The sequence below is a fragment of the Nostoc sp. genome, from assembly GCF_054880495.1.
In genome coordinates this window covers 1-11,476 of sequence record NZ_JBTYKD010000044.1, presented here as the reverse complement: position 1 = coordinate 11,476, position 11,476 = coordinate 1, and the positions used below count along the sequence as shown (strand labels likewise).

The following is an 11,476-nucleotide window of genomic DNA, read 5'->3' as shown; positions in this document are numbered from 1 at the left end:
AGATTGTTTTCAGGATAAACTCGTAATAAATGTGGTTTAATATATATATAAGAAATGGTTTAATTTTTTATAAAGTTTAATAATCAATCACTGGTAAAAGACACGATGGCAGCAGACTATCCAGGCATTGATATTGCGCCATTTATCGATCACGCCCTGTTAACGCCAACAGCTACTCCAGAGCAGGTTGAGCAGTGGTGTGAAGAAGCATACAGATTCAATTTTGCGGCGGTTTGCTTGTACCCCGCCTATGTTAAACAAGCAGTCGAACTCCTTCACGGCAAGAACCCGAAAGTCTGTACGGTGATTGGCTTTCCTGCTGGTGCGACGACTTCAGCAGTGAAACTGTATGAGGCTCAAGAAGCGGCGGATAGTGGGGCTACTGAGTTGGATGTGGTAATGAATTTGGGCTGGTTGAAAGCTGGTAAAACTGAAGAAGTCTACCGAGAGATTGCCGAAATTTGTGAAGAGACGGGCCAAACTGTCAAGGTAATTTTGGAAATCAACCTGTTGACAGATGCGGAGAAAAAAATAGCTGCTGAAATAGCTATGGAGGCGGGAGCGGCATTCTTAAAAACTAGTACAGGTTTGAATGGCGGTGCAACAGTGGCAGATGTGCGACTTTTGCATGAATTGGCCAAAGATAGGGTGGGAATTAAAGCTTCGGGTGGTATCCGCACTATCCATCAAGCCTTAGACTTAATCGTAGCGGGTGCTACTAGATTAGGCACATCTCGCGGTATGGATTTGCTCCGCCAACGCGATAACCTGGGAAAGGGTGAATAGTCATTTGTCATTTGTCATTTGTCATTTGTCCTAAGCTAATGACCCTTGACTAACGACTAATAACTAGTGACTAATGACTTAAGAACTAATGAGTAGAACCTACAAAGCAACGGGAATTAATCTCAAAACCCAAGTGCTGGGAGAATCAGATAAAATAGTGACGATTTTGACACGGGAATTCGGTTTGATTCGAGCAGTAGCTCCAGGGGCACGTAAGCACAACTCCAGCCTGGGCGGTAGGAGTGGGATGTTTGTTGTGAATGAACTATTGATTGCCAAAGGGCGATCGCTTGATAAAATTACTCAAGCACAGACGTTAAAAACTTATCCTGGTTTAGCTAAAGATTTGGGAAAATTGGCTGCCAGTCAGTATTTAGCAGAAATAGTCCTGTGTCAAGCTTTGAGCGAACAACCCCAAGAAGAACTTTATGAGTTGTTCAATGAACATCTCCATCGGTTGGAGGCGGTATCTAGTGCGAATCCATCTGGTGTTTTGGCTCATCTGGCTCATGGCGTGTTTCACCTTTTAGCCTTAGCAGGACTGACGCCGCAAGTGCAAGTTTGCTGCCTATCTGAGCATCCCCTCAAACCAGACTTTACAGATCCCAACTGGCAGGTAGGATTTAGTATCCCTGCGGGTGGAACCGTTTCTTTAGAAGCTAGGGAACGTTTACGAACAGAGGGGGAGAGGGAGATGAGGAGAGACCAATACCCAATGCCCAATGCCCAATGCCCCATGCCCCATGCCCAAACAGTTGTTGTGCATCGGCAAGAAATACCTGTGATTTCTTGTCGTCTGGGTGCTATGGAATTGGTTTTGCTTCAACATCTGTCACAACCAGAGATAATGCAAATTGATGGTGCTAGAGATCATAACTGGTTATCTGTTGAGCAGATTTTGCGCCAGTATGCTCAGTATCAATTAGGTCGCCCTATTCGCTCTGCTACCTTGATCGACTCTTATTTTGCTGCCAACCATGATGCAACCGTCTGATTTGGATAAAAAAATCCTGCCTTTGTCACCAAGCCTCGTCAAAAAACAGAATAGGGCATTAGATCCTACAGTTAATAATGACTTGAGTGCCGTTTCCAAGTGTACATCTAGTCAAATTAATGGCCAACAAATGTCCCCAAAAGACGTTTCTAAAAAGGATCAAAGTTGGATAGAGGAGATATCAAAAACTGATGTTTCAAGTCAATTAGAAACACCATCTGAGGACAAATTAACTACTGCTGAGGTAGATAGCAACGGCACTCGTAATGGGCAAAATTTCCCAGCAGCCATGATCGCAGAAAAAGAACCATCGAAATTAGATGGGTCTGGTTCAGGTGGAGAAGCAGTTACAAAGAATGTAACACAACAGGGGTTTTTGCCTGTATTAAAAAACCCTAATTTCCTGGCTCTTTGGGGCGGTCAAGTTTTTTCCCAACTAGCAGATAAAGTTTATTTGGTACTAATGATTGCTTTGATTAATACTCAGTTTCAAGCAAGCAATCAGAGTATTAGTGGTTGGGTATCAGTCTTAATGATGGCTTTTACTATTCCAGCCGTATTGTTTGGTTCCGTTGCTGGCGTGTTTGTCGATCGCTGGTCGAAAAAGGCTGTGTTGGTAGCAACGAATGTTTGGCGCGGCATCCTGGTTTTATCAATTCCCTTCCTGGTGTGGTTGACTCATGATTTGCAACCTATAGGAGTGCTGCCAGTAGGTTTTATAATCATCCTGGGTGTAACTTTTTTAGTTTCGACTTTGACGCAGTTTTTTGCCCCGGCAGAACAGGCGGCAATTCCTTTGATCGTAGAAGAACAGCATTTGCTGTCGGCAAATTCGCTTTACACAACAACGATGATGGCATCAGTGATCGTGGGGTTTGCTGTCGGAGAACCATTGTTAGCGATCGCCGATGGACTTTGGCTGCAAATTGGTGGTAATGGTAGTTTGGGCAAAGAACTTTTAGTCGGTGGTAGTTATGCGATCGCTGGACTAATTTTATTCCTCTTGGCAACTAAGGAAAAACACCACGATCCCGATACAGAATTCCCTCACGTATTCTCTGACTTGCGGGACGGTTTCAGCTACCTCAAAGCAAATCATGGCATCCGCAATGCTTTACTTCAGTTGATTATCTTGTTTTCTGTTTTTGCAGCATTAACTGTTCTAGCCGTTCGCATGGCAGAAATAATTCCCAACATGAAAGCCTCCCAGTTCGGCTTTTTACTAGCAGCCGGCGGTGTTGGCATCGCTGCGGGAGCAACAATTCTTGGTCAATTTGGTCAACGCTTCTCCTATACTCAACTAAGTCTGTATGGTTCTATGGGCATGGCAGCATCCCTGATTGGTCTATCAGTATTTACAACCCAACTATGGCTAGTATTATTACTGGTGGCGCTATTAGGGATCTTTGGGGCGCTCGTCGGAATTCCCATGCAAACCGCGATCCAAACAGAAACACCTCCAGAAATGCGTGGTAAAGTTTTTGGCTTGCAGAACAATGTAATTAATATTGCCCTTTCCTTACCTTTGGCATTAGCAGGTGTAGCAGAAACCTTTCTGGGATTACAGGTAGTTTTTTTGGGATTAGCTGCGATCGTCTTTTCAGGAGGTATATTAACCTGGTATAACTCACGTAAGTAGTTAGTTATTATTCATTACCTGGAACTAATTACTAATTTCTTTAAAGCTTTTCTGTTCATGGTAAACTGTCGTCAGTGAAAATTTATCACCTACTTGCGGGATATCAATCTGACTTTAGTCAGAATAAGTTGTTTAAATATCATAAATTAACAACTTATAAATAGAATAAATAAAGCCATAAATCCACTGGTTTAATCAGCTTAAAATAGGCTTTTTAAAATAAAGTGTCGTCGGAATCTGTAATAACTAAAAAAACCAGCAAGTATACTTAGATAAAATCAAATCACAAAGCATACAGAAGTAATAGATCAACCCCGCTTTTCTTACAGCTAAATAAAGAATGCGTATAGCCTGGATTGGAAAAAAATCGCCCTTTTGCGGCAATGTCACCTACAGTCGAGAAATTACAAATTCCTTGCTAGATAGGGGACATCAAGTTAGTTTTCTTCACTTCGCCCAGGAAGAGTCGGAACCTGACAACTGGCCAAATCTTCGAGAGGTTTCTCTCCCTTTCATTTACAAGTCCCAGGTTTACACAATTCCCACTTTTAAAGCGACCAAAGTTTTAACTGATTCGCTGCGGAAAATCAAGCCAGATATAGTCCATGCTTCCTTGACGCTATCTCCTCTAGACTTTTTTCTACCGGAAATCTGTGAGGAACTGAGGTTGCCCTTAATTGCCACTTTTCATACACCTTTTGCTGGTAAGGGGGCAAAGCTGATATCGGGTACACAACTTTTGGCTTATCAGCTCTACGCACCTTTTTTAGTTAATTACGATCGCGTGATTGTATTTTCTCAAATTCAGCGAGAATTATTGGCAGGGATGGGTGTAAGGAAAGAAAATATTGCCGTAATTCCCAACGGTGTTGACACCGCTAAGTATTCTCCAGGACTTTCTCAAGTCAAAACAGAATTTAAAGCTGAACGCTTGTTTGTTTATCAGGGTCGCATAGCACCAGAGAAAAATGTTGAAGCCCTCCTCCGGGCTTGGAAGCAGTCGGCAATGGAATCTGGTACTAAGTTATTGATTGTTGGCGACGGTCCTTTGAAGTCTTCTTTGGAGCCGTTTTTTGGTTCAGAATACGGCATTAGCTGGTTGGGATTTGTCGCCGATGAAGACCGACGCATCGAAATTTTGCGGGGCGCAGATGTATTTGTTTTACCTTCATTGGTAGAGGGTTTGTCCCTATCTCTGTTAGAAGGAATGGCATGTGGGTTGGCATGTTTAGCAACAGACGTGGGTGCAGATGGAGAAGTATTGGAAAAAGGCGCAGGTGTAGTTATTAGTACCAAAACAGCGCGTTCGCAATTAAGAACCCTTTTGCCAGTGTTCCAAGACCATCCAGAGTTAACAACCTTACTAGGCCAAAAAGCCAGACAGCGCGTATTAGAACGCTATACCCTGAGTAAAAATATTACTCTGCTGGAAGAACTTTATAAAGAAGTTTTAGCACAGCGACCTCTACCACTAAGTCGCAGAGCGTAGGGAAAAGGAAGAAGTGCGGATGCCTACCAATTTTTACGCTTATCCCTGTTCTCCAGATGCATCAGGTGCAGTTTAGCTTTTCTTCATCAGTATCAGTTTAACACCCTTGAAAATGGCATCCTTAAAGAAAAGGCTTCTGCTGCCATTGAAAATCCCAGCTTTTCTCAAATCAGCGCCGCTAAAGTCTCGCTCCCCAGAGGCATATCGCTGGATCAATTCTTCGCCATCCATAATTTAACTCTCGCATCAAGCAACACATATAAAATACATTGTATATACAACGCTAGAATGACTTAATGGAATAAATAATAAAATTAAAAAATGACTGCAATTATTGACCTAAAAACATTATATAAATCCAATTACCTGCAATGGTTAGAGGAGACTATTAAATGTCTCAAAGCGAGGCAATTAGCAGAAGTTGACTATGAAAACTTAATAGAAGAACTGGAAGATTTGGCTAAAAACGAGAAAAAGCGAGTAAAAAGTCTGTTAGAACAGATTATTAGACATTTATTACTTTATCAATATTGGGATTTAGAAAAGCCAAGAAATGCTAATCATTGGGCAGCAGAAATTATTAGTTTTCGGAATCAACTAAATGAAGATTTAAGTGCCAATTCTACAAATAACTTCAATAACTTTGTCAATATCTTCATCGCTCAATCTAAGCTGCTCTTTTTCTCGTTTGAGAATTTATTCATATTCAAAGACTAAGGTGGTAGAGACATTTAACTGCCAACGCCTATCATTAAGAATTGTTAACAGTTTGTAAGATGCACCACAGTTAGATCGTAAACCACTAAGCAGTACATTAGTATCAAGTACAAGTTGGTAGGCATTTGTCATTATTTCGCAGTAGTATTTTTGCTCTAGCGACGAGCATATACTCTACCTATCGATCAATTAAGTAAGTAGGTGAGAATAAATCAAAGTAGATTAAGTAATGTAAAAAATCTTGAGATGAGTTCGTAGTGTTCGCGTAGCGCGATGCTCTGAGCTTGCCGTACTCCGCAGGAGTTGCAAGCTACGCGCCGCGTCTCGTAGAGAAGTGTCTCGTAGAGAGGGCTACCCTGGGGGAACGCTTCGCGAACAGCCCTCAAATTAGGACTAAAGTCCTGACTACAAACCTTGAATTATTCACGCCGCTCTACTTAATCTTTGAATTATCCACTAAAGACCATCCTAAATTGGTTGGCTGTTCATAAACCCGCTTCAAGGTATTCACATCCCTAACAGAAATCAGTGGCGGGTTACGAACTTGAGAAAAGTATAAAGCATCAGTTTGTAGCGGACTATGACCCCAAATTCCTAGCGCATGACCGAATTCGTGGCGGGCTGCTGCTTGGATATACTCACCTGTTTGACTGGGACTTAGCAAGATGGTGAAGCGGTGGGATAAAACATTGTTGCTGGTGTATAACTCGTAAGTAGTTTGTGCCGATCGCGCACGGGATATATTATTACCAGGAGAAATTTGTAAAGGTGGCGCTTTTCGTACAATCGTAATATCAGCAATTTCTGGCTGTTCGACTATTGTCAAAGGTAAATAACTACTCCACTCCTGTACGCCCTGCAAGACACCGTTAACCCATGCTTGAGCTTGTTTTTCGTTAACGGCTTTTGGTGGTTCTACGTAAACTCGAACGGGAAATTGTGACCAGACTAAATAACCAACTTGGGTTGTTTTGACTTGGGAAAAGTAGTCACCACTGTTAGTACTATCTTGCCAGCGTGCGAGTGTGGACGGTAAGGGATGGGCTTTTGGCGAAGATGAGGTGGGGAGAGAAATTATTAAGTCTGAATATACATATTTTGGTATTTTTGTCAACCCATTACTTGACTGGAGATTAGTAAAAACGATTAACAGCCCTGTGCCAATAAATAAGGCAAGAGCTATAATTAACCGCCGTGAAATTAAATTTATTCGGGTGTTAAGTATTGGATGTTCGGTTTTTCTCCCCATTTACCTATCCTTATTTAGGCAGCCAACCAGCACTTAAAACTACTGTTAAACCGAGAAAAATTACTGTCAATGCCCAAGTAATTCGGTTTAAGGTGTTTTCTGCACTCTTGGCGCTGCTAAATAGCTGGGCTTGTCCGCCAATAGCCCCAATGCCATCACCTTTGGGGCTATGCAGTAAAACGAAGATAATCAAACCAGTGGCGGAAAAAGTCCAAATGCCTTGCACGATATAAGTAACTGTCATGGTAGGAATCTCATTTATAAAAAGTTTCAAAAAACGGGAGTTAGGGTTGGGAGTAAAGACGCGATTAATCGCGTCTGTACAGGAGTTAGGAGTTGGGAGGTGGAAAAGTCTTAATTGATCACTCTTCACTGTTAAGTGTTAACTCTTAATTATTCACTCCTCACTATGAACTTTTCACTCCTAACTCTTTTACAACCCTACTTGTACGGGGGTGCGAGTGCGTTGTAGCTCATATTCTGCGGTTTTCAGCAGCGATCGCCCGGTCATTTCTGGCGGCTGAGGCAGCTGTAAAATCTCTAGAATTGTGGGGGCGATGTCGGATAGCTTGCCATCGCTTCGCAGTTCGACATTTGTACCATATCCAGGGATTTTGACTTTCTCACCTTCCACCAAGATGAAGGGGACTGGATTAGTGGTATGAGCTGTCCAGGGATTACCCCCATTATCTAGCATATACTCAGCGTTGCCGTGATCGGCAGTAATAATTGTTGTACCGCCGGCTTTGATCACGCTCTCTAACAAGCGTCCCAAACAGCGATCAACTATTTCAACTGCTGTAATGGTAGCGTCGATTTGACCAGTATGCCCTACCATGTCGGGGTTAGCATAGTTAATCACAACTAGGGAATAAGTACCCTTTTGAATTGCAGCGATCGCTACATCTGTAACTGCTGCTGCTGACATCGCTGGGGCGTGATCGTAAGTCGCTACCATCGGACTGCTTACCAGTTCTCGGTCTTCTCCAACAAAAGGTTCCTCCAGACCCCCATTAAAGAAATAGGTGACGTGGGCGTATTTTTCTGTTTCGGCGGTGCGTAACTGATTCAGACCATGATTGGCTATGACTTCTCCCAGAATGTTACTGAGATTCTGAGGTTCAAAGGCTACAGCCACGGGTAAATCTGAATCATACTGCGTAAAGGTGACAAAAGATAGCGGTGTGATTTGCTGTCTTTCAAAACCGTTAAATGTGGGACTTACCAAAGCTTGAGTTAGTTGTCTGGCGCGATCGGGGCGGAAGTTGAAAAATATCACCCCATCCCCTGGTTCGATTGCACCGGGAGCAATTCTGATTGGGTTGACAAATTCATCTTTTACCCCTTCGGCGTAAGATGCTTGCAAGACTTCCACAGCTTGGCGATCGCCACCTGCACCATCTTGGGTCATCACATCATAGGCGCGTTTGACACGATCCCAACGGTGATCGCGATCCATCGCGTAGTAGCGACCGCTAAGGGTGACTATGCGCCCAATTCCTCTGCGGTCTATATAATCTTGTAGCAGTGTGATTGCTTTTACACCGTCAGATGGCGCGGTGTCACGACCATCAGTTATGGCGTGAATACAAACTTCTGGAATTCGCTGGTCTTTGGCTAAGTCAAGTAGTCCGAATAGATGGGTGATATGCGAGTGTACCCCTCCCTCAGAACAAAGTCCTACTAGATGCAGCTTGCGATTGCGAGAACGAACTTCCTGGCAAATTTTGAGGAGTGCTGGGTTAGAGGCAATAGAACCGTCTTCGACTGCATCGGAGATGCGTACAAGTTCTTGCGGTACCACTCGCCCAGCACCAATGTTCAAATGACCAACTTCTGAGTTGCCCATTTGACCCTCTGGCAACCCTACAGCTTTTCCTGATGTGTGGATGAGGGTATGCGGGTAAGCTGCCCATAAAGTGTCCACGATTGGAGTTTTAGCAGCAACAATAGCGTTTCCTCGCGTTTCTTCGCAGTAGCCCCATCCGTCTAAAATGACTAGCACCACAGGAGCAACAGGTGCTTTGGTCATAGTAAAATTGCCCTTTACTGTTTGTAATACCCGAATGATACCACTGCTAATCCACGCCGCAAGTGAATTTTTGCTTATTAATTTCTTTGATCAGGGACTTGCAGTTTTTTGAAATATTTTTAAATTTTAGTAATTTTTCTGTAATATTTTTGAACGCTAATAAGCAGTGATTACTTAAGTAGTAGCCTTTTCGCACTACTACTAAGCCATTTTCTACTTGATCATTTCCTTTTTGTGGAAGCTTTAGCAGCTTTAGCAGCTTTTTTCGCTGTTTTTTCGGCTTCTATTGCAGCTAATTTTGCTTGTTCTTTCTCTTCGGCAATTTTTTGTAGATAGTAATGATAATCTCCTAAGTAAACACGGAATTCACCATCACGAATTTCGACGATTTTGTTTGCTACCTCAGAAATAAAGTAGCGATCGTGGGAAACTACAATTGCTGTACCATCATAATTTTTGAGCGCTTCTTCCAGCATTTCTTTAGCTGGAATATCTAGGTGGTTTGTCGGCTCATCTAAAATTAGTAAGTTCGCGGGACGTAAGAGCATTTTTGCCAACGCTAGACGAGCTTTTTCTCCTCCACTTAATGCCCCAACTGCCTTAAATACAGTGTCACCAGTAAATAAGAAGCGTCCCAAAAGCGTGCGGACTTCTTGATTATCCCAGTCGGGAACTTCATCATGGATAGTTTCCATGACAGTTTTCTTCAAATCCAAGGCTTCAGCTTGATTTTGCTCAAAGTAACCGGGAAGAACGTTATGATCGCCTAATTTCACGCTACCTTCTGTGGGTGGTTCCATACCCATAATCACGCGCAGAAGGGTAGATTTCCCAGCACCATTAGGGCCAAGAAATGCAATGCGATCGCCCCTTTCAATGAGGAGATTTGCTGCCAAAAACAGGATCTTATCACCATAAAGATGAGTTAAATCTTTAATTTCCACTACCTCGCGTCCACTCCGGGGTGCAGGGGGAAAACGGAAGTGTAGAGTTCTCATCCCACCAACGGGTGCTTCAATGCGCTCGATTTTGTCGAGTTGCTTTTCCCGGCTTTTTGCCTGGGTACTGCGGGTAGCACTGGCGCGAAATCTATCAACAAAGGTTTGCTGTTTCTCTAATTCTTTCTGCTGGCGTTCGTAGGCGCTAAGTTGTGCTGATTGATTTTCGGCTTTTTGTAATAAATATGCCGAGTAGTTACCCAGGTAGGTGGCGGAAACGCCACGTTCAGTTTCCACAACTTGGGTGCAGAGGCGGTCAAGGAACTCCCGGTCATGGGAGACTATTACCATCGGCGTAATTAGCCCTCTGAGGTAATTTTCCAACCACTCAATGGTTTCTAAATCCAGGTGGTTAGTCGGTTCATCCAGCAGCAACAAATCGGGTTTTTGCAGGAGGATTTTTCCCAAACTCATCCGCATTTGCCAACCACCACTGAAGGCGCTGACGAGGCGATCGCCATCTTCTACCCCAAACCCCATATCTGGTAATATTTTCCCGATGCGTGCGTCTAAGTTGTAGCCATCCAAGGCTTCAAATTGGCGCTGCAAGCGATCCAACTTGTCGATTAGTCGATCAAGTTCCTCTGGGGTAGCCGTTTCCATCTCTTGTGGTATGTGCGCCAGAGATAACTGTACTTCGTTGGCTTCTTTGAAGACAGTCCAAAATTCTTCTCTAACGGTGCGGGTGGGGTCTACTTCAAACTCTTGGTTGAGGTAAGCTATGTGTAAGCTATTAGGGCGAATAATTTCGCCGGCGGTGGGTTCAATTTCCCCAGAGATGATTTTTAGTTGCGTGGATTTTCCAGCACCGTTGACACCGACTAAGCCAATGCGATCGCCTGGTTTAACTTCCCAGTTGATATCTTTGAGAACTTCGCCTGTGGGATAAATTTTACTTATATGTTCTAGTCGCAGCATTAAGTTTCTCTCAGGTAGGGAGTGGGTGGTTGAGGACGAAGTACTAACACCGCTTCTAATATTAACAAAAATTAACTATAAATTCGTCGCGATCGAGTTTGGGGAGCCGCAAACTAAATTTGGCTTGAGTCACCCAGAAAACTTACCACATCTATCTCAAGGCTGACTTTGTGCTACTTGTCTGACTTCTTCAACACTTAAATCTAACGCCTGTGCTACTTGTTGTACAGTCAACCCTGTTACCAACATTGCTGGTACTGCTTTTAGTTTCCCTTGAACCTTACCTTGTTCAATGCCTTGAACCTTACCTTGTTCAACACCTTCCTCAAAGGCTTCCTGATAAAATCTGGTTTGCTTTAACTCGCTTAAGCCAAACATTTGCTCCATCTCCTCCCTACTCATTGTGGGAAACTTGTAAGCCAAAATAGTCTCTATAAATTGTAATAATTGCTGCTGTTTTGCTGGTGAGCTTATCTCTGACTTGGTTCTGTCTATCAACTCCCTTGCTTGTGCGATCGCTATATCGTCGGCTGCAATTACTAATTTAGCAGTTGCAATGCCAGGGTAAACGCACCTTATTTTGTATAAAAAATACTTGACAAAAACGCGGGTAACAGGATGAAGATTTTCCACACATAAGAGTGCTGAACCGAC

General features: G+C 43.2%; 12 protein-coding genes. 5 read left to right on the top strand and 7 right to left on the bottom strand.

Features of this window, described 5'->3' with window-relative positions; all coding sequences use genetic code 11:
• Nucleotides 1-105: 105 nt before the first annotated feature.
• The 4 genes from deoC to ACYTXL_RS05010 all read left to right on the top strand — a co-directional run bounded on the left by deoC (nt 106) and on the right by ACYTXL_RS05010 (nt 4,908).
• The gene (deoC, locus tag ACYTXL_RS05025) at nt 106-786 is read left to right on the top strand and encodes a deoxyribose-phosphate aldolase (protein ID WP_461923740.1); all 681 of its coding nucleotides are present in this window, start codon (nt 106-108) and stop codon (nt 784-786) included.
• Nucleotides 787-874: 88 nt separating this feature from the next.
• Complete coding sequence (gene recO, locus ACYTXL_RS05020; protein WP_461923739.1) at nt 875-1,780, top strand: DNA repair protein RecO; 906 nt, start codon at nt 875-877, stop codon at nt 1,778-1,780.
• Entirely contained in the window at nt 1,764-3,419 is a 1,656-nt protein-coding gene (locus tag ACYTXL_RS05015) for an MFS transporter (protein WP_461923738.1), read from the top strand. Before recO ends, ACYTXL_RS05015 begins: the two co-directional genes overlap by 17 nt.
• A 340-nt stretch (nt 3,420-3,759) precedes the next feature.
• Nucleotides 3,760-4,908 (top strand): glycosyltransferase family 4 protein, encoded by a 1,149-nt coding sequence (locus ACYTXL_RS05010; protein ID WP_461923737.1) that lies wholly within the window; start codon nt 3,760-3,762, stop codon nt 4,906-4,908.
• A gap of 72 nt (nt 4,909-4,980) precedes the next feature.
• Here the strand turns inward: ACYTXL_RS05010 and ACYTXL_RS05005 are convergent, their stop codons facing one another.
• Nucleotides 4,981-5,139, bottom strand: a complete 159-nt coding sequence (locus ACYTXL_RS05005; protein ID WP_461923736.1) for a hypothetical protein — start codon at nt 5,137-5,139, stop codon at nt 4,981-4,983.
• Nucleotides 5,140-5,229: 90 nt separating this feature from the next.
• Here ACYTXL_RS05005 and ACYTXL_RS05000 point away from each other — a divergent pair, with 90 nt between their 5' ends.
• On the top strand, nt 5,230-5,625 hold the full coding sequence (locus ACYTXL_RS05000; RefSeq protein ID WP_461923735.1) for a DUF29 domain-containing protein: 396 nt from the start codon (nt 5,230-5,232) through the stop codon (nt 5,623-5,625).
• Here ACYTXL_RS05000 and ACYTXL_RS04995 read toward each other — a convergent pair.
• The 6 genes from ACYTXL_RS04995 to ACYTXL_RS04970 all read right to left on the bottom strand — a co-directional run.
• Nucleotides 5,605-5,757: a PIN domain-containing protein gene (locus tag ACYTXL_RS04995; RefSeq protein WP_461923734.1), complete on the bottom strand. Its 153-nt coding sequence runs from the start codon at nt 5,755-5,757 to the stop codon at nt 5,605-5,607. The two genes, ACYTXL_RS05000 and ACYTXL_RS04995, sit on opposite strands and share 21 nt — an antisense overlap.
• A gap of 301 nt (nt 5,758-6,058) precedes the next feature.
• Nucleotides 6,059-6,874, bottom strand: a complete 816-nt coding sequence (locus ACYTXL_RS04990; protein ID WP_461923733.1) for a peptidase — start codon at nt 6,872-6,874, stop codon at nt 6,059-6,061.
• A 10-nt stretch (nt 6,875-6,884) separates the two neighbouring features.
• Nucleotides 6,885-7,118, bottom strand: coding sequence for a preprotein translocase subunit SecG (secG, locus tag ACYTXL_RS04985; RefSeq protein WP_461923732.1), 234 nt, complete (start codon nt 7,116-7,118; stop codon nt 6,885-6,887).
• Between the two features lie 189 nt (nt 7,119-7,307).
• The gene (gpmI, locus tag ACYTXL_RS04980) at nt 7,308-8,906 is read right to left on the bottom strand and encodes a 2,3-bisphosphoglycerate-independent phosphoglycerate mutase (protein ID WP_461923731.1); all 1,599 of its coding nucleotides are present in this window, start codon (nt 8,904-8,906) and stop codon (nt 7,308-7,310) included.
• 221 nt (nt 8,907-9,127) lie between these two features.
• Nucleotides 9,128-10,822: an ABC-F family ATP-binding cassette domain-containing protein gene (locus ACYTXL_RS04975; RefSeq protein ID WP_461923730.1), complete on the bottom strand. Its 1,695-nt coding sequence runs from the start codon at nt 10,820-10,822 to the stop codon at nt 9,128-9,130.
• A gap of 156 nt (nt 10,823-10,978) precedes the next feature.
• On the bottom strand, nt 10,979-11,476 hold a 498-nt coding region (locus tag ACYTXL_RS04970), incomplete at its 5' end, for an Rpn family recombination-promoting nuclease/putative transposase (RefSeq protein ID WP_461923729.1).